Genomic DNA, 20,906 nt, shown 5'->3' with positions numbered 1-20,906 from the left:
AGGCCTTGGCCGCGTCCAGGGGCGCCATGGGGCCAGGCCGGTCAGGCTTTCCGGCGCGGCCCCTTGGGACGCGCCGCCCCAAGCCGGTTGGGCCGCAGGCCCAGAGGCGAGATAAAGCTCCTGCGCCGGCAGGCGCTCAATTTGGCAAGGGTCACGCGCGGGAAATGGCCGGGCTTGCTTGAGTTTCGGTCAACGCCCCCTTACACAGGGGCAAAGCGGAAGAGGTATCCCATGCGCATCCACAGCGATCTGGCCGACACGATCGGCAACACGCCCCTTTTGAAGCTCAAGCGGGCTTCCGAGCTGACCGGCTGCACGATCCTCGGCAAATGCGAGTTCCTGAACCCCGGCCAGTCGGTCAAGGACCGTGCCGCGCTCTATATCATCAAGGATGCCATCGCGCGCGGGGCACTGAAGCCCGGCGGGACCATCGTCGAGGGCACCGCCGGAAACACCGGGATCGGGCTGGCGCTGGTCGGGGCCTCGATGGGCTTCCGCACCGTCATCGTGATCCCGGAAACCCAGTCCCAGGAAAAGAAGGACATGCTGCGGCTGGCGGGGGCCGAGCTCGTCCAGGTTCCGGCCGTGCCTTACAAGAACCCCAACAACTATGTCCGCTATTCGGGCCGCCTCGCCGAGGCGCTGAACCGCACCGAACCCAATGGCGCGATCTGGGCCAACCAGTTCGACAACGTGGCCAACCGCCAGTCCCATATCGAGACCACGGGCCCCGAGATCTGGGAGCAGACCGGGGGCCGCGTGGACGGCTTCATCTGCGCCGTGGGTTCGGGTGGGACGCTGGCGGGCGTGGGCCTCGCGCTGCAGCCCAGGGGCGTCAAGATCGGCCTCGCCGACCCCGAGGGCGCGGCGCTGCATGCCTGGTACACGACAGGCGCCTTCGACAGCCCCGGGACCTCGATCACCGAGGGCATCGGGCAGGGGCGCATCACCGCGAACCTCGAGGGTTTCAAGCCCGATTACTCCTACCGCATCCCCGATGCCGAGGCTTTGCCCCTGGTCTTCGAGATGCTGGAGGATGAGGGGATCTGCCTCGGTGGATCGTCGGGCATCAACATCGCGGGCGCCATCCGCATGGCCAGGGACATGGGGCCGGGCAAAACCATCGTCACGATCCTGTGCGACTATGGCAACCGCTATCAGTCCAAGCTCTATAACCCTGCCTTCCTGAAGGAAAAGGGCCTGCCGGTGCCGGAATGGCTGGACCGCGCGCCCAAGGGCCTGCCCACGGTCTTCGAGGACGCATGAGCCAGGCGGGCCGGATCGCGGGTCTGGTCCTTGGGGCGGGGGGGGCCTCCCTCCGCCGCGCCGTCATGGGGGCCCTGGCGCTTGCGACGGCGCTGGCCCTGCCGCTTCCGGCCCTGTCCCAGGCCTCGGGCGGGGCGGCGCCGGGCCAGGCGCCCCTGACGGTCCAGGCCGACAGTTCCGGCGCCATCATCCCGATGAAGCCGGATGCCCCTGCCGAGGCGCCGCAGTCGGGCGGCTTTGCCCCCCAGGGCGGGGCCAAGCCTGCCGCGACCCAGTCGGGCGGCGGGGCGCCGACGGCAAAACCCGTGGCCTCGGGCGGCGCCTCCGGCGGGGCGCTTGACTACCAGGGGTGGGAGCGCATGGCGGTTCGCGCCGAAAGCGCGCTGACCAACCAGAGCCTCTCCAACCAGGGGCTGGAAAACCTGCGCACCGAGCTGACCCGCTGGCGCGAGCAGCTTTCGGGCGCGCAATCGGCCAATTCCACCCGCATCGCGACGCTCAAGGACCAGATCGACGCCCTCGGTCCGCCGCCCGAGGGTGACGCCGCCGAAGAGCCCGAGATCGCCACCCGCCGCGCCGAACTGACCGCGCAGATGGGCCGCCTTCAGGCCCCTGGTATCGCCGCCGAAGAGGCCTATCGCCGCGCCGATGGCCTGATCCGCGAGATCGACCGGCTTCTGCGCGAACGCCAGGCTTCCGAGCTTTTGAAACTCTGGCCCAACCCGCTTTACCCGCCGAACTGGACCGATGCGGCCAAGGCCCTCTCCGACACCGCCCTGGCGCTTTGGGACGAAACGGCGCGGCGCGTCACCGATGGGGTCGCGCAAAAGCGGCTGGTCGACAACCTGCCCCTGATCCTGCCGCTGCTGCTTTTCGCCCTGGCCGGGCTCTGGCGCGGCGGACCGATCACGCGGCGGCTTCTCTCCTATCTCCCCGGGCCCTCCTCGGCGCGCGGTCGCCGCATCTGGGAGACCCTGGCCTCGCTGGGCCCGGTCCTCGTCCCCGTCCTCGCCTGCCTCGCCCTGGCCGAGGCGCTGCGGCTGACGACCATGCTGGGCCCGATCGGGGGCCATATCGCCGATGTCCTGGGGCAGACCGGCTTTGCCATCATGGCCGCGGCCTGGCTGGGCGGCAGGGTCTTCCCCGCCGACGAGGGCCCGACGCTTCTGCCCCTGCCGCCCGAGCGCCGGGCCGAGGGGCGCTTCCTGACCTCGCTCTTCGGCGTGCTGATCGCGGTGGCCATGCTGCGCCGCGCCGCCATGGCCGAGATCGACGTGACCGATGCCGCGACTTCGGTCTTGAACCTGCCGATCATCCTGGCCGGCGCGGTCGTGCTGGTGCGCCTTGGCCAGCTGTTGAACCGCGCCGATCCGGGCAGCGATGAGGGCCGGGCGGTCTATCGCACCCGTCTTGTCCGGCTCTTGGCGCGCGGCGTGATCCTCTTTGGCGCCATCGCGCCGCTTCTGGCGGCGGCGGGCTATATCTCGGCCGCCTCGGCTCTGGTCTTCCCCTCGGCCATGACGCTGGCCCTGGCGGCGCTTCTCTATCTGGCCCAGGGGCTGGTGGGCGATATCTATGCCCTGGCCACGCGCGGAGAGGACCAGGACGCCCTGGTCCCGGTGCTGATCTCCTTCGGCCTGGCGCTTGCCACGCTGCCCCTGGTCGCGCTGATCTGGGGGGCGCGGGTCGCCGACCTGACCGAGCTTTGGACACGGTTTCAAGAGGGCTTCCGGCTGGGCGAGACGCAGATTTCGCCCACCGACTTCCTGTTCTTTGCCGTGCTCTTCGCCATCGGCCTGACGCTGACGCGCCTCTTGCAGGGGGCCTTGAAGAACACCGTCCTGCCGCGCACCTCTTTGGACCAGGGCGGGCAGAATGCCATCGTCTCGGGGCTGGGCTATGCCGGGATCCTGGTCTCGGCCCTGGTGGCGATCAATGCCACGGGGATCGACCTCTCGGGCCTGGCCATCGTCGCCGGTGCCCTCTCGGTCGGCATCGGTTTCGGCCTGCAGACCATCGTGTCGAATTTCGTCTCGGGCATCATCCTTCTGATCGAGCGGCCCGTCAGCGAGGGCGACTGGATCGAGGTGGGCTCGGTCCAGGGCGTGGTCAAGGCGATCTCGGTGCGCTCGACCCGGATCCAGACCTTCGACCGGTCGGATGTGATCGTGCCCAACAGCGACCTGATCACGCGGCAGGTGACCAACTGGACGCGGTTCTCGCTGACCGGGCGGCTCATCGTTCCGGTCTCGGTGCCCTTGACCGAGGACAGCCGCAGGGTCTCGAAGCTCTTGCGCGAGATCGCCGAGGCCCAGCCGCTGGTCCTCTTGTCGCCGCCGCCCGCCGTGGTGCTCACCGGCTTTGCGGGCGATGCGCTGAATTTCGAGATAAGGGTGATCCTGCGGGACGTGAATTTCCAGCACGAGGTCCGGACCGAGATCAACCACCAGGTCGCCGCGCGCTTTGCCGCCGAAAGGGTGGCCTTTTCGGCCGCTCACCGCGATTACCTGGCCAAGAAGGCCGATGACGCCGCCGCCGAGGCCGAGAAGAAGGCCGAAGAGGCCGCCCATATCGCCGCCGTCGAGGCCATCCTCGGCGCGCCCCTGCCAAAGGCCAAGCCATGACCGAGCTTCTGTTCCGTGACGATGCCTATCTGACCGAAGCCGTCTCGGCCGTGGTGGCGCATACGCCCGAGGGCGGCATCGTGCTTCGGGCCTCGGTCTTTTACCCGACGGGCGGGGGGCAGCCGGGGGACAGCGGCTGGCTGGAATGGGGGCGAAGCCGCATGGCCATTGCCACGGCGGTCAAGCACGAGGGCGGGGTGGCGCTGGTGCCGGGCGACATCACGCCGCCCTTGCCGCCGATTGGCACGGAGGTCCGCCAGGTGCTGGACTGGGACCGCCGCTTCCGTCACATGCGCGTCCATACCGCGCTGCATCTTCTGTCGGTGGTGATCCCTCTGCCGGTGACCGGGGGCCAGATCGGCGCCGAGCGCGGGCGGCTCGATTTCGACATGCCCGAGCCGCCCGAGGACCTGGCCGCGATCGAGGACCGGCTGAACCGGCTGATCGACCAGGACCTGGCGGTGACCGAGACCTGGATCACCGATGAGGAGCTTGCGGCCAATCCGGGGCTGGTGAAGACCATGTCGGTGCGGCCTCCGGTGGGCCAGGGGCGGGTGCGGCTGGTGCGGATCGGGGCGGGGGAGACCCAGGTCGACCTGCAGCCCTGCGGCGGGACCCATGTGGCGCGGACCTCGGAGATCGGGCGGGTGGCCTTGACCAAGGTCGAGAAGAAGGGCCGCCAGAACCGCCGGGTGACGCTGGAACTGGCCTGAGGGCTTTTTCGGCGGGCGCCCTCGGATGTCTTGCGAAATCCTCGGGCCGCGCGGCGGCGGGGGGGCCTTTGGCCGGGGCATCGAGCCCCCGCCAAAGGCTGCTGCCGCGGGGTTCAGACCACGGTCGCGCGGGACTGCATGCGCCAGTCTTTCGGCAGCGCGCGGGGGGAGGGGCCCGTCACCTCGACCTCGCCCTTCAGCTTGATATCGGCGGAAGAGGCGCCGAGCATCACGTCGAACCAGCCGGGCTCCACGATGCGATGGCCCTGGTAGCCGGTGAAGTTCAGCATGTCGACCGGGACTTCCAGCGTCACCCGCTTTGCCTCGCCCGGGGCCAGGTCCAGCCTTGCGAAGGCTTTCAGCTCCTTGACCGGGCGCACCAGGCTTGCCACCCGGTCGCGGATGTAAAGCTGCACCACCTCGACCCCCTTGCGGGCGCCGGTGTTGCGCACCGTCAGGCTGGCGGTCACCGTGCCATCCAGGGTGACCTGGGGAGAGACCTCCAGCCCTTCCCAGGCGAAGGTCGTGTAGGAGAGCCCATGGCCGAAGGGGTAATCCGACCCGAAATGCCGGGCGACCGGGGTGCCCGAGGCCTTGAACTTGTGGTTGTAGAAATAGGGCGAGGCGCCAGCCGAACGCGGCACCGACAGCGTCAGGCGGCCCGAGGGCTCTGCCGCGCCGGTCAGGACGCGGGCCACGGCATGGCCGCCCTGCTCGCCGGGGAAGAAGGCATAGACCTGGGCGGCCAGGCGGGATTCGAGGCCGCCGAGGTTGTAGGGGCGGCCCGAGGTCACGATGACCACCGTGGGCGTGCCGGTTTCGACCACGGCTTGCAGGAGCTCTTGCTGGACGCCGGGGAGGTCCAGGGTCTCGGCATCTGACCCCTCGCCCACCGTGCCGGTCTGGAAGATGCCGGAGAGGTCGCCGACGCAGACAATCGCCAGTTCGGCCTTGCGCGCGGCCTCGACGGCTTCGGGGATCAGGTCCAGCTTGGTCGAAAGCGGCGAGACCTGGTGAAGTTTGGTCGGATCGGCCACGTCGCCGGGGAAGACCGGGGCGCCTGCGCTGCGCGTCTCCAGGATATGGCAGCCCTTGGCATAGGTGACATCGGGGCAGAGGGCGCGGAAGCCTTGCAGGAGGGTGACGACGGAGGAGGCATCCTCCTTGGCGTCCATGTTGATCAGGTGGACGGGGAAGGAATAATCGCCCAGCAAAGCCAGCGGGTCATCGGCGCAAGGCCCGATCACGGCCAGCTTGGTGGCAGGCGCAATCGGCAGGGCGCCCCGGTTGTCGAGGATGGTCACCGATTGCTCGGCCACCTCTCGCGCCAGCTCCAGCGCCTGAGGCGTCCGCAGCGCCACGGCGCCGTCATCGGCGTAAGGCTTCTCGAAGAGACCAATGCGGAACTTCTCGCGCAGGGACCGACGGACAGTCTCGTCCACCTCCTCCATGGTGATAAGGCCACGGTCCAGGGCCTGGGCCAGCATGGTCGCGCATTCGTCGGCGGGCAATTCCACGTCCAGCCCCGCGCGGAAGGACAGGGCCGCCGATGCCGCCGCATCCGGGGTCACGCCGTGATGGGCATGCAGAAGCGTGACCCCGATGTAATCGGCCACCACGATGCCCTCGAACCCCCATTCGCCGCGCAGCACATCGGTCAAGAGATGCCGGGAGCCATGGACCGGCTCGTTGTCGATGTCATGATAGGCGGGCATCACCGAGGAGGCCTGGCCCAGCTTCACCGCCATCTCGAAGGGCAGCATGAAGTCGTCGTTCAGCTCGCGCCAGCCGAGGTGAACCGGGGCATGGTTGCGCGCGCCTTCAGAATAGCTGTGGCCGACGTAATGCTTCAAGGTCGCCAGCCGCCTGCGGTCGGGGCCCTGCAGCCCCCGCACATAGGCCAAGGCCATCTCGCCCACGAGGTAGGGGTCTTCGCCGAAGGTCTCTTCGGTCCGGCCCCAGCGCGCATCCCGCGCCACATCCAGCACCGGGGCCAGGCCCTGGTGACCGCCGACCGAAGCCATCTCGTCGCCGATGGCCGCGCCCACCCTTTGGATCAGCCCCGGATTCCAGGTCGCGCCATAGCCCAGCGACGAGGGAAACAGCGTCGCATCCCGCGCCATCAGCCCCGACAGGCATTCCTCGTGGGAGAGCACCGGGATGCCCAGCCGCGTCTCCTCCATCATCAGCTTTTGCAGCCGGTTCAGCGCGCGCACCCCCTTGCGCGGCTCGACCGCCGCCGTGCCCAAGGGCCGCGTGATCTGGCCAAGCCCCAGGAGCAGCCTTTGCCGCAGGGTCTCGGCCTCGGTCCCCTTGATGAAGGCATCGCCGCGCACCTTGTGGTTGCCCTCCTCGTCCAGGATCAGCCACATGGCATGCATCTGGGCGAATTTCTCTTCCGGGGTCATCCGGGCCAGAAGGTCCTCGACTCGGGTCTCGATGGGGGCGTTGGGGTTCTGATAGGGGTGCATCTGGGGTCTCCTCTGGGGCGGCACCCTAAACGGCCCCCCCGCGGGATGCAAAAGGTTTCCTGTAACGATTACGGAGCCCTTGTGCGCCGGGTTCCGTGATATATATCAAGCGCGGAATATAAGCGGAGGCCAGGATGCGACTGACATGCACGGACTGCGGGCAGGCCAACCGGGTGCCCGAGGAAAAGCTGGCCCAGGGGCCGAAATGCGGGGTCTGCGGGGCGGGTCTGGTCACGGGCAAGGTGGCCGAGATCGACCCTGCCACCCATGACAAGCTCATCCGCGACGAGATGCCCGTGGTCATCGACTATTGGGCGCCCTGGTGCGGGCCCTGCCGGATGATGGCGCCCGAGTTCTCCAAGGCCGCCCAGGCCACCCCGGCCACGCGCTTTGCCAAGATCGACACGCAGGACCATCCGGCCATCTCGCAGCGGTTGGGGATCCGGGGCATCCCCCTCTTGATCCTCTGGCACCGGGGGCGCGAGGTCGCGCGGCTTGCAGGGGCCCGCCCGGCCGCCGAGATCGCGGCCTTCGCCAGCAAGGCCTGACTTGCATCGCGCCCGCGCCCGTCTTAGGTGAGAGAAAACCGCCGAGGGTGACATGGCCTTTTTCTCCAAGCTGCGCGACCGCCTCTTCCGCTCTTCGGCCAAGCTCGAGGCGGGGCTGGATGCCTTGGTGGCCGAACCGCAGCCCGAGAAACCCCAGGCCGAGAAGCCCGGCCTGATCGGGCGCCTCCTGGGGCGTGACGAGAACACCCGCGTCGTCGACGATGCCATGCTGGAAAGCCTGGAGGAACTCTTGATCCAGTCCGACATGGGGGTCGAGACCTCGCTCAAGGTCACGGCCAATATCGCGGAGGGTCGCATGGGGCGGCGCGTGACGACCTCCGAGATCAAGGGCGCCCTAGCTGCCGAGGTCGCCCGCATCATGGAACCCGTCGCCCGCCCCTTGCCGCTTTACCCGCAAAAGCCGCAGGTGGTTCTGGTCGTGGGCGTCAATGGCTCGGGCAAGACGACGACGATCGGCAAGCTGGCCTCGCAGTTCAAGGCCGCCGGAAAGAACGTCGTGATCGCCGCCGGAGACACGTTCCGCGCGGCGGCGGTCGAGCAATTGCAGGTCTGGGGCAAGCGGGCGGGCGTTCCGGTGCTGACGGCGGCAGAGGGCTCCGACCCCGCCTCGCTGGCTTTCGACGCCCTGACCCGCGCCCAGGCCGAGGGCGCCGACCTTCTGATGATCGACACGGCCGGGCGCCTGCAAAACCGCGCCGACCTGATGGAGGAGCTGGCAAAGATCGTCCGCGTCTTGCGCAAGGTCGACCCTTCGGCGCCGCATAACACGCTTCTGGTCCTGGATGCGACGACGGGGCAGAACGCCCTGACCCAGGTCGAGATCTTCCGCAAGATTGCCGATGTCTCGGGGCTGGTGATGACCAAGCTCGACGGCACGGCGCGGGGCGGCGTCCTGGTGGCCCTGGCCGACAAGTTCGGTCTGCCCATCCATGCGATTGGCGTGGGCGAGCAGATCGACGACCTTGCCCCCTTTGACCCGGAAGACTTCGCCAAGGCCCTGGTGGGCCTGGAGTAAGTGGGCGCCACGATCACGGGGCTTGCGGGCACGCCCGAGGGGCACAGGCTGGCCATAGGCCTGGCCATCGCGGCGGCCTTTCTGCATGCCCTGTTCGGAGCGCTGCAAAAGGGCCGCGATGACCCCTGGCTGGCGCGGGCCGCCATCGATGCGAGCTACGGGCTGATGGCGCTGCCGGTGGCCCTGTTCCTGGTGCCCTGGCCGACGCTCTCGCAGGCGCCGATCTTCCTGGGCGCCTTTGCCATCCATGCGGGGTATAAAATCGCCCAGGCCATGACCTATGACCGCGCGCCCTATACGGTGGTCTATCCCATCGTGCGCGGCACGGGGCCGGTGTTCACGGTGATCTTCGCGGGCGCGGTCTTTGGCGAGCATTTCGCGCCGGGTCAATGGCTTGGCCTTGGTCTTCTGGTGGCAGGGATCTTCGGCCTGGCCGTCGTGGCCCTGGCGCGGATGGAGCGGCCCATGAGCCTTGCCCCCGCCCTGGTCCTGGCCCTGGTGACCGGGGGCTTCGTCGCGGCCTATACGACCTATGATGCCTGGGGGATCCGGGCGGTCGAGAACCCCTTCACCTTTCTCGCCTGGTTCTTCGTGGTGGATTCGGTCTTCATCCCGGCCGTGACCTGGCGGCGCTGGCGGGGCGTGCCGCGCGACCGGCTGCGCGGTCTTGCGGCCAGGGGCATCTTCGGCGCGCTGGTGGCCTTCGCCTCCTTCGGCTCGGTGATGATCGCCACGCGGCTCGATCATGTGGGCCTTGCGGCGGCGCTGCGCGAGACCTCGACGGTGTTTGCGGCCTTGATAGGCCGGGCGGTTCTGGGTGAGAAGGTGGGGCCGGGGCGTGCGGGTCTCATGGGATTGATTGCGCTGGGCGCTGTGGTGATGGAGTTGGGCAGATGACCAAGATGAAAGCCGTGCTGGAATATGGGCCCCTGGTGGTCTTCCTGGCCGCCTATGTGCTCTTGAAGGATCAGACGATGACCTGGGGCGGCGTGACCTACACGGGTTTCATCCTGACGACGGGGATCTTCGTCGTCCTGCAAACCGCGGCGACCCTGGCCCTGTGGAAGCTCACCGGCAAGCTCTCGGCCATGCAGCTGCTGACCCTGGCCGTCGTGCTCTTCATGGGCGGGCTGACGGTCTGGTTCAACGACGGGCATTTCATCAAGATGAAGCCCACGATCATCTACATCTTCTTCGCAGGGCTGCTGGGCATCGGCCTCTTGCGCGGGCAAAGCTGGTTGAAGCTGGTGATGGGCGAGCATCTGCCCATGGCCGAGGAGGGCTGGCTGATCCTGACCCGCCGGATCTGCGTCTTCTTCCTCGCCATGGCCGTGCTGAACGAGATCGTCTGGCGGAACTTCTCGGACGGGACCTGGCTGACCTTCAAGGTCGTGGGCCTGACCGTGGCGATGTTCGGCTTCCTCTTGTCCCAAGCCAAGCTCTTGCAGAAATACGGGCAAGACAAGGACTGAATCCCGCCGCGTTCCTGCCGCAATCCTTTGCCAAGCTGCGCCTGTGACAACGCGGGGGCGTGGGATATGTGGGACGAGATCAACCAGACCTGGGCCGGCTTCAAGGCCGTGTTCCGCAAGGAGGACCGCAGTCCCTGGACCGCGATGCTGCCGCTTCTGGTCATGGCGGTGGCCTGGCCTGTCTTGACCTCGCTCCTTTCCTCCGAGCAAGAGGCCTTCATGGTGGCCTTCGTCCTGGCCGTGGCCATCCGTCTGGCGATGCGGGCCGATGTGACGGTGCGCAACCTCAGCCTCTCGGTCTCGGGGCGCTGGAGCCTGATCTTTGCGCTCCTCTTCGGCCCCCTGGTCTTTGCGGGCCTGGTGGTGGAGGGCGAGCCGATCTGGTGCCAGCGCTTCCTCTCGGGCTATTTCCTCATGATGGCGGGGCTTTACCTTCTGGACGTGATCGCGGGTGGCCATGCGATGACGCGCCATTTCGTGCCCGGCACGCGGCCCCTGCAATCGGATGCGCTGATGGCGCGGGTCATGGCGGTCTTCTACCTGGGGTTGGTTCTCTTGAACGAGGCGATGATCCAGCAGTCCCTGGCGGTCTGGCTGATCTATTTCGGGCTTCTGCCCATGGGCGTGAACCGGGTGGCCCAGGCCCTGTCGCGGACGGTCGAGATGGCCTGGATCAAGGGTTACGGCCGGTTCTGAGGCGGAACGCCCGGAGGGTTTCACACCCTCCGGACCTCCCGTGGAGGTATTTGGGCCAAGGTGAAAGGGGCAGGGGGCGCTTGACGGTTCCCGGGGCGCCTGCTAGGCCAATCCCCGTGGCGCTTTGAACCGGATTGCGGGCCACGTTAAACATACCGCTAAAAGGTGGGGCATATGGCCCCTCTATCCGGGCAACCCGGGCTGCAAAGCCCCTATGGAGGACCGGATGAGCGACTGGAACATCCGCACGAAACTGGTGCATGAAGGCACGCGGCGCAGCCAATATGGCGAGATGGCCGAGGCCCTGTATCTGACCCAAGGCTTTGCCTACCCGGACGCCGAGGCGGCCGAACAACGCTTCATCAAGGCAGGCGATGACGAGTTCATCTATGCCCGTTACGGCAATCCCACGACCCGCATGTTCGAAGAGCGCATCGCGGCGCTGGAGGGCACCGAGGATGCCTTCGCCACGGCCTCCGGCATGGCAGCGGTGAATGGCGCCCTGGTGAGCATGCTGCGGGCGGGGGATCACGTGGTCTCGGCCCGGGCGCTCTTCGGCTCCTGCCTTTACATCCTGGAAGAGGTCCTGACCCGTTATGGCGTCAAGGTGACCTTTGTCGATGGCGCCGACCTCGACCAATGGCGCGCGGCGGTGACGCCCGGGACCAAGGCGGTCTTCTTCGAATCGATGTCCAACCCGACGCTGGAGCTGGTCGATATCAAGTCGGTCTCCGCGATTGCCCATGCCCGGGGCGCGCTGGTCATCGTCGACAATGTCTTTGCCACGCCGATCTTCTCCAAGGCAGTGTCGCAGGGCGCCGATGTGGTGATCTATTCCTCGACCAAGCATATCGACGGCCAGGGCAAGGCCTTGGGCGGGGTCATCTGCGGCACGAAGGAGTTCGTGCGCAAGGTGGCCGAGCCCTATCTCAAGCACACCGGCGCCGCGATTTCGCCCTTCAACGCCTGGCTGCATCTGCAGGGCATGGTGACGCTCGACCTGCGCTGTCGGGCCATGGCCGATGCCGCGCTAAAGGTGGCCACCGCGCTCGAGGCCGAGCCGAAAGTGACCAAGGTCATCTACCCGGGCCTCGCCTCCCATCCCCAGCATCAGCTCGCCATGGCGCAGATGGGCACGGGCGGCACCTTGGTGACCTTCGAGGTCGCAGGCGGCAAGGAGGCGGCCTTCCGCTTCATGAACGCGCTGGAGATCGCCAAGATTTCCAACAACCTCGGCGATGCCAAGTCGATCGCGACCCATCCCGCCACCACGACCCACCAACGCCTGCCCCAGGAGCAAAAGGACAAGCTGGGCATCACCCCCGGCCTGATCCGCTTCTCGGTCGGGCTGGAGGATGCGGGCGACCTGATCGCCGATCTGAAACAGGGCCTCGCAAAGGCCTGATTTCATTGGTCCGCAAATATCCACGGGGTTTCCAAAGGGGAGCGTGCTCCCCTTTGGGCAGGGGGCTCGGGGGGCGGCAGCCCCCCGCCTCCTCCGGTAGAAAAAGCAGGGCCCTGGCCCTGCTTTTTCTACCGGACCCCGACTTTCGCCCAAAGGCCAGTGATCCGATGTCGCCTTTCCGCCGTAACACTTCGGTAAGTCTTGGGCAACGACGCCCAATGCCCTATATACCGAACCTTGCGACCTGACCCAGGGGAAGCCGCCATGAACATCCACGATCCCGAACTCGACCGCAAACCCGGCCGGGACGAGGCAGAAGCCGCCCTCCACCTCTTGAAGCGCTGGGCCGATCGGGCGACCGAGGCCGATATCGTGGCGCTCGATCCCGCCGTGGGGCGGCTCCTCGCGGGCTATCCCGTGCTGTCGCGCGACTACCCCGAGACCTTCCGCCCCGATGCCGCCTACAAGGCCGCCATGCCCGACCTGCAGAACGGGCCCTCCAGCCTGATCGTGGGGGCCAAGCAGGTCATCCAGCATGTCGGCATCTCGAACTTCCGCCTGCCGATCCGCTACCGCACCCGCGACGCGGGCGAGGTCGTGCTGGAGACCTCGGTCACCGGCACCGTCAGCCTCGAGGCCGAGAAGAAGGGCATCAACATGTCCCGCATCATGCGGTCGTTTTATGCGCATTCCGAGCGCGACTTCTCCTTCCAGGTCATCGAACATGCGCTGGACGACTACAAGCGCGACCTCGGCAGCTTCGACGCTCGCATCCAGATGCGCTTCTCCTTCCCGGTGAAGGTGGGCTCGCTGCGCTCCGGCCTCTCGGGCTGGCAGTATTACGACATCGCGCTGGAGCTCGTCGAAAAGGCCGGCGTCCGCAAGAAGATCATGCACCTGGACTTCGTCTATTCCTCGACCTGCCCCTGCTCTCTGGAACTGTCGGAGCACGCCCGCATGATGCGCGGCCAGCTCGCGACGCCGCATTCGCAGCGCTCGGTCGCGCGGATTTCGGTCGAGACCGTCGGCGATATCCTGTGGTTCGAGGACCTGATCGAGCTGGCCCGCCAGGCCGTGCCGACCGAGACGCAGGTCATGGTCAAGCGCGAGGACGAGCAGGCCTTTGCCGAGCTGAACGCCGCCAACCCGATCTTCGTCGAGGACGCGGCGCGCAGCTTCTGCGCCGCCCTGCAAGCCGATGACCGGATCCGCGACTTCCGCATCGTGGCCTCGCACCAGGAGAGCCTGCATTCCCATGACGCCGTCTCGGTCCTGACCGAGGGGCCGACCTTCGCGGCGGAAAGCCTGGATCCGCGGTTGTTTGCGTCGCTTTACCACGTCGGTTGAATTCGGGGGCCATATTCGGGGGGCTGCGCCGCCCCCCGATCCCCCCGCGCCGGGGGGGCTCGCCCCCCCGGACCCCCGGTGGAGTATTTGTGCAAGTATGAAAGTGAAAGGGGCGCTCCGGGGGGACCGGGGCGCCTCAACTTTGCGGCGAAGGCATCAGGGGCTTTCGCCCCCCCCGTAGCCCGGGGGATACCCCGGGTTCGGCCCTTTAACCGGCAGCCTTCTGCACGGCAAAGACGATTTCGTCGACCACTTCCGCCAGAAGCCCCCGGTCCTCGCATTCGGCCATGACGCGGATCAGCGGTTCGGTGCCGCTCTTGCGGATCAGAAGCCGCCCCTTGCCGGTCAGCCTGGCCTCGGAGGCCGCAATCGTGGCCTTGACCGTGTCATGATCCAAGGGGCGCTGGCCCTCGCCATACCGGACGTTCTTCAACAGCTGCGGCACGGTTTCGAACTGCCGCACCAGGACCGAGGCCTTCTTCCCGGTCCGCACCATTTCGGCCAGGAAATGCAGCCCTGCGAGGAGCCCATCCCCGGTCGTGGCATAATCGGTCATCACGATATGGCCCGACTGTTCCCCGCCCAGGTTCCAGCCGCCCCTGCGCATCGCCTCCACGACATAGCGGTCGCCCACCGCCGTGCGTTCCAGGTGGAGCCCCTTGGCCCCCAGGAACCGCTCCAGCCCCAGGTTCGACATGACCGTCGCCACCAGGGTCCCGCCCTTCAGCTTGCCCTCATCGGCCCACCGCGCGGCCAGAAGCGCCATGATCTGATCGCCATCGGCCACCGCCCCGGTCTCGTCCAGGATCATCACCCGATCGGCATCGCCATCCAGGCTGATCCCCACATGCGCCCCATGCGCCACCACCGCCTCGGCCGCCGTCTGCGGATGGGTCGAGCCCACGCGGTCGTTGATATTGGTCCCGTTGGGCGAGACCCCCACCGGGATCAGCGTCGCCCCCAGCTCCCACAGCACTTCCGGCGCCGCCTTGTAGGCCGCCCCATTGGCGCAGTCGATCACGACCTTCAGACCCTCCAGCGTCAGGCCGGGCGGGAAAGTCGTCTTGACGAACTCCTGATAGCGGCCCCGGCCATCCTCGATCCGCCGCGCCCGACCGATCTCTTCGGGCAGGGCAAGGCCGATCTCGCCCGCCACGATGGCCTCGATCTCCGCCTCCGCCTCGTCCGAGAGCTTGAACCCGTCGGGGCCAAAGAACTTGATGCCATTGTCCTGGTGGGGATTGTGGGAGGCCGAGATCATCACCCCAAGGTCCGCCCGCATCGACCGCGTGAGGTATCCCACGGCGGGCGTCGGCACGGGCCCCAGAAGCAGCACATTCATGCCGGTCGAGGTGAGCCCCGCCGTCATCGCATTCTCCAGCATATAGCCCGAGAGCCTGGTGTCCTTGCCGATCACCACTCGATGCGCGCCATGCCCGCGCCGGAAATAGCGCCCGGCAGCGGCGCCGAGCTTCAGCGCCATCTCTGCCGTCATCGGATGGGAATTGGCCCGCCCCCGCACCCCATCGGTGCCGAACAGCTTCCTCGTCATGGGTTATCTCCTGTCTGGGCCGCCTGCCAGAGGCGGAGCGCCTGGCGGGTCTCTGCCACATCATGCACGCGGATCATCTGCGCCCCCTGGGCCGCGCCCCAAAGCGCCACGGCAAGCGACCCCGGCACGCGCTTGGCCGCCTCGGCCTCAGCCCCGATGGTCCCGATAAAGCGCTTGCGGCTGGCGCCCAACAGGACCGGCAAGCCGAGGTCGTGAAACAGCGTCAGGCCCCGCAAGAGCGTCAGGTTATGCGCCAGCGTCTTGCCAAAGCCGATGCCGGGGTCGATGGCGATCTTCTCCCGCGCAATCCCCGCCGCCTCGGCCACGGCAACCCTTTCGGCCAGGGCGTCATAGACGTCCAGAAGCACATCGTCATAGCGCGGATCGTCCTGCATGGTCTGCGGATCCGCCACCGAATGCATCAGCACGACCGGAGCCCCCGACCGCGCCACAACCCCCGCCATCGCCGGGTCAAAGCGCAAGGCCGTCACGTCATTGACCCAGGAGGCCCCCGCCGCCAGCGCCGCCTCCGCCACCGCCGCCTTGCGGGTGTCAATCGAGATCGGCCCCTCCAGCCCGCCTTCCCGCAGCGCTGCAATCACCGGCACCGTCCGCGCCACTTCGTCAGCCACCGAGACTTCGACCGCGCCGGGCCGCGTGCTCTCACCGCCCACGTCGATGATCTCGGCCGCCCCCGACATGACCCGCGCCTGCATCACCGCTGCCTCTGGCCGCAGGAAGAGCCCGCCATCCGAGAAACTGTCCGGCGTGACGTTCAGGATGCCCATCAGCCGCACCCGGTCCATGCCCAGCCCGCCGAAATCCCCGCGCGGCCCCGAGAGCCTGTCGCGCACCTCGCCCGGCAGCTCACTCACGGCAACCACACGCCCGCCCTGACGCGTCAGAACCTCGACCTGGGCGAACCACTGGCCCCCCCCCGCAAGGGGCAGCGCCCCCGGCACCCGCTCCGTCATCGCAATGGGTCGAAAATACTCCCGCACCCTTGCCCCTTTCATCTTTTCACAAATATCCCACGGGGGTCCGGGGGTGTGAAACCCCCGGGCGTCCCGCAACACCCACATTCGGATTAGGCCCCCGCACCCCCGGCCTCAAGGCCAAACCTCAGGCGCGCTCGACGCTCACGCGGCTTCCCGCCGGAAGTGCAACATCGCCGTGAACGATCATCCGCGAGGCCGCCATGACCTCGGCCAGCCACAGCGCCAGGGCCACCGGATCGCGCGAGGAGGGCCCGTCCACCGCATCCAGCACCATCTTGGAGGGCGCCCAGACCATGACCTGGCCGCGCTTCACCGCCCAGTCGATCTCGGTCCGCGTCGCCATGACCACGCAGCGCGGGTCGCGGGCGGCGAGGCGCCAGGCATTCTGCTCGATGGATAGCATATCCACCCGGCGCTGGGTCGGCTTGTGGCCGGTCTGGGGCCGGTCAAGATCGGGCAGGCCCACGCACAAGATCACCGAAGGCCCCGCCGCCTGCCACTGGTCCAGCCGGGCCGAGAGGTCCGGGGCCTCCAGCGTCGCATTGTCGAGATAGACCACCAGCGGATGGACGGAAGAGGCCTCGCCATCCTGGCCCACGACCTGCAAGGCGGTCTCGGCGCGGGACCGCACGATCTCGACCCCGAGCTTGTAGGGGCCGATGTCCAGCTTCTCGATCCGCACGAAGGCGCGCATGGCCTGCGGCTCGGCGAGGATGCGCTCGGCCACGCGTTCGGCCAGGGTCTCCAAGAGGTTCAGGCGCTCGGCCGCCAGTTCCGCCGCGATGGCCCAGGTCAGCCGGTCATAGGAGAGGATCCGGTCCACGTCGTCGTTCAGGGGCTGCGCCACGGGGCGGACCTCGACGACCACGTTGAACATCAGCCGCTGGCGATGGCCGCGCTCTTGCTGAAAGGCGCCGATATCGGCTTCGACGATATGGTCGCGCAGCGAAATCCGGTCGCGCGGATCGGCGCTGGCCGAGGCGAGGCTGCGTTCCTCGGGATGGGCGAAGGCAAGGCGGACATCGGTGCTCATGGCTTCCCCACAAGATCGGGGCAGTCTGGCCCCAAAGTTTCGGGGCCAGACTAGCGCCTGGCCCCGTGGGTGATTTGCCTCATGCCGACCGCTTGTGCAAGCGGGGCGACTTAGTTGGCGCGATAGAAGAGATGGCCGCCGATCGCCGCCGTCCGCGTCACATCGCCGAAGTTCGGGCTGACATAGGTGGCGTGAAAGAAGGTGGCGCCTCCGGTCAGGTTGCGCGGCGCGCCGTCCAGCATGGCGCGGGCGATGCGGCTGGCGCGGTCGATGGCCAAGGGGTCGCGCATCACATCCGCCATGCCGTCGCAGACATAGGAAAAGGCGCATTCGCCCGAGCCCCTGGAGTTCACCACCCCGCAAACCGTCTTGGGGAAGCCCGCGCTGTCGACGCGGTTCAGGATGACCTCGGCCACGGCGAATTGGCCGGTCAGACCCTCGCCCCGGGATTCGAAATAGATGGCTTCGCGCAGGCAGTCGTAATCTTCGCCGCCCTGGGGTGCGGGCAGGGAGGCCAGCCAGGCGTCGGAATAGTCGATCACCGGGGCCTCGGTTTTGGCCTTGGGCTTGGCGGCGGCCTCGGGCCCCTTGGCCAGGGCGGTCAGCTGCGCCTCGGGCAGGGCATTCACGGTCTCATGTTCGGCGCCAAAGAGCGTGGCGAATTCGGCTCCCATCGCGCGGGAGGGGTCGTTGGACTGGCTCACCGTCACATCGGCGTGGGCCGCGCCCGAGAGCATGATGGCGGCAGCCGCCATTGTCTCCGAAAGGTGCAAGCGCATGGATCTTTGTTCCCGGTTGTTTCCAAAACGTCGCCGGTCAGGCAGCGACCGGGCAACGACATACCGGGCTAATGGCGAAACTGTGACCGGTCTATGGCGGGGAGGGATTCCCGCGGATTCCCCGCAAATTTGCGCGGAAATCCGCCGAAAATCTTAAGGTAGTCTATGAGCTTTGCGCCGCAAATTCATGATATTGTGGTTTAATTCGACTTATCCACAGCATCGGCCAAAGCCAGGTGCGCCGCCGCCAGGCGTGCCAGGGGCACCCGGTAGGGGCTGCAAGAGACGTAATCGAATCGGGCCTTGCGGCAGAAGGCGATCGATTCGGGGTTGCCGCCATGCTCGCCGCAGATGCTGAGCGTCAGGTCCTTGCGGGTCTGCCGACCGCGCTCGGCGCCGATCAGAAGCAGCTCTCCGACCCCGTCGACATCCAGGCTGTGGAAGGGATCTTCCGGGAAAACCCCCTGCGCCACATAGGTCCCCATGAAGCGCCCGGCGTCGTCTCGGCTCAGGCCATAGGTCATCTGCGTCAGGTCATTGGTGCCGAAGGACAGGAAGGCCGCGTGATGGGCGATTTCCCCCGCCCGCAGCGCGGCACGCGGGGTTTCGACCATGACGCCCAGCTTGTATTCGAAAGCGACCCCGGTCTTGACCCGCACCGCCGCCGCCACCTTGTCGATATTGGTCTTCACCAGCTCGACCTCGCGCGAGGCCGAGACCAGCGGGATCATCACCTCCGGCACGACCGGCGTGCCCTGCTTGCCCGCCTCGACCGTGGCTTCAAAGATCGCCCGCGCCTGCATCTCGTAGATCTCGGGCAGGACGACGCCAAGCCGCACCCCGCGCATGCCCAGCATCGGATTGGCCTCGGACAGGGCCTCGGCGCGGCGGGTGACCTCGGACAGGGGCAGGGCCAGCGCCTCGGCCAGCTCGCGCAGGCCCTCTTTCGACTGCGGCAGGAATTCGTGCAGCGGAGGGTCAAAGAGGCGGATGCAGACCGGAAGCCCCTGCATGATCGCGAAAAGCTGCACGAAATCAGCGCGCTGCATGGGCAGAAGCCGCACCAGCGCCGCCGCGCGGTCGGGCGCAGAGCCCGCGAAGATCATCTCGCGCATGACGACAAGGCGGTCCTCGTCAAAGAACATGTGTTCGGTCCGGCAGAGGCCGATCCCCTCGGCCGCAAAGCGCCGCGCGGTCGAGGCATCGGTGGGCGTATCGGCATTGGCCCGGATGCCGATATCGCGCACGGCATCGGCCCAGCCCAAAAGCTTCTGGAAATTGTCGTCCAAGGCCGCCGCCAGCATGACCGGGGCGCCGCCAAGCACCTCTCCGGTCGTGCCGTCAACGGTGATCAGGTCGCCCTCGTTGAAGATGCGGCCATCGGGCGCGGTGATGCGCCGCTCGCGCCAGTCGATGCGCAGCCCATTGGCCCCCACGACCGCAGGCACCCCGATCCCCCGCGCGATCACGGCGGCATGAGAGGTCGTGCCGCCCCGTTCCGTCAGCACGCCCACCGAGGCATGCATGCCCCTGATGTCCTCGGGCTGGGTCTCGCGCCGGCACAGGATGCAATCCTCGCCCCGCGCCTGACTGGCCTGGGCGGCCGTCGAAGAGAACACGATCCGCCCCGTGGCCGCGCCGGGGGAGGCCGCGATGCCCTTGGTCACCACGTCACGGGCCACCCTTGGGTCGACCTGGGGGTGCAGAAGCTCCGTCAGGCTGCGAGGCTCCACCCGCAACACCGCCTCGTTGCGCGAGATGATCTCGTCATCGGCCAGCGCCACCGCGATGCGCAGGCCGGCCCGGGCCGAGCGCGCGACCTTGACCGCGTCGATGATGGCCAGGCGCCCGTCCTCGATGGTGAATTCGATCTGCATCTCCTCGCGCAGCCGGGCGCGGGTGGCGACGCCGTAAGCCTCGAGCCGTTCGAAGATCGCGGGCGAGAGGTCTTGCAGCGAGGGACCGCGCGGGTCCTGCGTGAGGTAAAGCGCATCCTGCTCGCGCAAGGCCGCGCGGCCCTGGGATTGGCCGAGGTAGCGCCCCGTCACCTGCGGCGCGCCCGTGACGGAATCGACAAACTGGATCACCCCGGCGCCCGAAAGGCCCGGCCCGATGCCCTGGGCCATCTCCTGCACCACAAGCCCCAGCGCCGCATCCGCAGGCGCCCCCTTGGCCTGGCGCAAAAGCCGCGCCGAAGTGCCCTCCCAGGCCCGGGCCATCGAGCGCAGAACCTCGGTCAGCTGCCGGGCAGGGTCTTCCGGGAAGGGCTCGTCCATCTCGCGCTCATAAGACCGCAGCGCCTCGCGGAGCGCATCGGCGGTGTTGAGCCCGGTCTGGAAGGCATCGGGATCAAGGCGCGCGACATGGGTGGAATAAGAAGTGACGAAGCGCAGGAAAAGCGCATCCGCCGCCTCGGCCCCATGGCTCTCGCGCAAGGCACGGTGGCGGGCGGCGTTCATGCCCACGTTCAGGATCGTCCCCGGCCCGCCCCAGAGCGGATTGGCCGGAGAGGGCCGGACCGAGACCAAGGGCGCCGCGCCAAAGAGCCGCAAGATGGCCGAAGTATCGACCGCCGTCCCCTGGGCTATGGCGCGCACGGTCTGGGCGGGCAGGGCCACGGTCTTGGGGACAGGCAGGTCCAGCCGGATCAACCGTTGCAGGCATTTCGCCCGCCAGCCATGCGCCTCGGGCCGGATCGAGGCCGTGGGCGTGATCTCGGTATGATCGACAAGGAGGGGGATTTCCGGCTTCTGCACTGCGGCGCCTTTCGTTTGCAAGCGCAGGATAGCAGGGCAAGGGCCCGGGCGCCAAGGGTTTTGGCCCCGGGCTTTGGTCTTGGGCCCCGGGGGGGGCGCTATCGGAACGCCCGGGAGGGTTTCACACCCTCCCGGACCCTCCCGTGGGATATTTATGAAAAGATGAAAAGCAAGAGGCGGTCGCTCGTTTTCATCTTTTCCCAAATATCC

General features: G+C 67.6%; 16 protein-coding genes and 1 riboswitch. Of the genes, 10 read left to right on the top strand and 6 right to left on the bottom strand.

Annotated features, from left to right (window positions below):
• The first annotated feature begins 231 nt into the window (after nt 1-231).
• The 3 genes from GV832_RS15320 to GV832_RS15310 are packed head-to-tail and all read left to right on the top strand — an operon-like array spanning nt 232 to nt 4,603.
• Nucleotides 232-1,266, top strand: coding sequence for a cysteine synthase A (locus tag GV832_RS15320; RefSeq protein WP_168775769.1), 1,035 nt, complete (start codon nt 232-234; stop codon nt 1,264-1,266).
• Nucleotides 1,263-3,890, top strand: coding sequence for a DUF3772 domain-containing protein (locus tag GV832_RS15315; protein WP_168775768.1), 2,628 nt, complete (start codon nt 1,263-1,265; stop codon nt 3,888-3,890). Before GV832_RS15320 ends, GV832_RS15315 begins: the two co-directional genes overlap by 4 nt.
• Entirely contained in the window at nt 3,887-4,603 is a 717-nt protein-coding gene (locus GV832_RS15310) for an alanyl-tRNA editing protein (RefSeq protein ID WP_168775767.1), read from the top strand. Before GV832_RS15315 ends, GV832_RS15310 begins: the two co-directional genes overlap by 4 nt.
• A gap of 113 nt (nt 4,604-4,716) precedes the next feature.
• Here the strand turns inward: GV832_RS15310 and GV832_RS15305 are convergent, their stop codons facing one another.
• Nucleotides 4,717-7,074, bottom strand: a complete 2,358-nt coding sequence (locus tag GV832_RS15305; protein WP_168775766.1) for a glycoside hydrolase family 3 N-terminal domain-containing protein — start codon at nt 7,072-7,074, stop codon at nt 4,717-4,719.
• 134 nt (nt 7,075-7,208) lie between these two features.
• On the opposite strand from GV832_RS15305, the gene trxC reads away from it, so the two are divergent.
• The 7 genes from trxC (at nt 7,209) to folE2 (ending at nt 13,578) form a co-directional block, all read left to right on the top strand.
• Nucleotides 7,209-7,622, top strand: coding sequence for a thioredoxin TrxC (trxC, locus tag GV832_RS15300; RefSeq protein WP_168775765.1), 414 nt, complete (start codon nt 7,209-7,211; stop codon nt 7,620-7,622).
• Between the two features lie 52 nt (nt 7,623-7,674).
• A complete protein-coding gene (gene ftsY, locus GV832_RS15295) occupies nt 7,675-8,658 on the top strand; it encodes a signal recognition particle-docking protein FtsY (RefSeq protein WP_168775764.1) in 984 nt (327 codons plus the stop codon).
• The gene (locus GV832_RS15290; protein WP_168775763.1) at nt 8,659-9,555 is read left to right on the top strand and encodes an EamA family transporter; all 897 of its coding nucleotides are present in this window, start codon (nt 8,659-8,661) and stop codon (nt 9,553-9,555) included. It begins immediately after the preceding gene.
• Nucleotides 9,552-10,130 carry an inner membrane-spanning protein YciB gene (locus GV832_RS15285; RefSeq protein ID WP_168775762.1) on the top strand — a complete coding sequence of 193 codons (579 nt, stop codon included), beginning with the start codon at nt 9,552-9,554 and terminating at the stop codon, nt 10,128-10,130. The genes GV832_RS15290 and GV832_RS15285 overlap by 4 nt, the downstream gene beginning before the upstream one ends.
• A 66-nt stretch (nt 10,131-10,196) precedes the next feature.
• A complete protein-coding gene (locus GV832_RS15280; protein WP_168775761.1) occupies nt 10,197-10,826 on the top strand; it encodes a hypothetical protein in 630 nt (209 codons plus the stop codon).
• 106 nt (nt 10,827-10,932) lie between these two features.
• Nucleotides 10,933-11,008: riboswitch (SAM riboswitch) on the top strand.
• 44 nt (nt 11,009-11,052) lie between these two features.
• Nucleotides 11,053-12,231, top strand: coding sequence for an O-succinylhomoserine sulfhydrylase (metZ, locus tag GV832_RS15275; RefSeq protein ID WP_168775760.1), 1,179 nt, complete (start codon nt 11,053-11,055; stop codon nt 12,229-12,231).
• A gap of 264 nt (nt 12,232-12,495) precedes the next feature.
• On the top strand, nt 12,496-13,578 hold the full coding sequence (folE2, locus tag GV832_RS15270) for a GTP cyclohydrolase FolE2 (RefSeq protein ID WP_168775759.1): 1,083 nt from the start codon (nt 12,496-12,498) through the stop codon (nt 13,576-13,578).
• Between the two features lie 208 nt (nt 13,579-13,786).
• Here folE2 and glmM read toward each other — a convergent pair whose 3' ends face one another.
• The 5 genes from glmM to GV832_RS15245 form a co-directional block, all read right to left on the bottom strand.
• Nucleotides 13,787-15,130: a phosphoglucosamine mutase gene (gene glmM, locus GV832_RS15265; protein ID WP_168775758.1), complete on the bottom strand. Its 1,344-nt coding sequence runs from the start codon at nt 15,128-15,130 to the stop codon at nt 13,787-13,789.
• Nucleotides 15,127-16,104, bottom strand: coding sequence for a dihydropteroate synthase (gene folP, locus GV832_RS15260; RefSeq protein WP_227754454.1), 978 nt, complete (start codon nt 16,102-16,104; stop codon nt 15,127-15,129). The genes glmM and folP overlap by 4 nt, the downstream gene beginning before the upstream one ends.
• 148 nt (nt 16,105-16,252) lie before the next feature.
• Complete coding sequence (locus GV832_RS15255; RefSeq protein ID WP_168775756.1) at nt 16,253-17,161, bottom strand: dihydroneopterin aldolase; 909 nt, start codon at nt 17,159-17,161, stop codon at nt 16,253-16,255.
• A 110-nt stretch (nt 17,162-17,271) separates the two neighbouring features.
• Nucleotides 17,272-17,940: a cell wall hydrolase gene (locus GV832_RS15250; protein WP_168775755.1), complete on the bottom strand. Its 669-nt coding sequence runs from the start codon at nt 17,938-17,940 to the stop codon at nt 17,272-17,274.
• 200 nt (nt 17,941-18,140) lie between these two features.
• On the bottom strand, nt 18,141-20,717 hold the full coding sequence (locus GV832_RS15245) for a putative PEP-binding protein (RefSeq protein WP_168775754.1): 2,577 nt from the start codon (nt 20,715-20,717) through the stop codon (nt 18,141-18,143).
• Nucleotides 20,718-20,906 lie beyond the last annotated feature (189 nt).

Source organism: Stagnihabitans tardus, from assembly GCF_009925085.1.
Classification (GTDB): Bacteria; Pseudomonadota; Alphaproteobacteria; order Rhodobacterales; family Rhodobacteraceae; genus Stagnihabitans; species Stagnihabitans tardus.
Note: the sequence above shows the minus strand (reverse complement) of the source record. Positions and strands in the feature narration are given on the sequence as shown.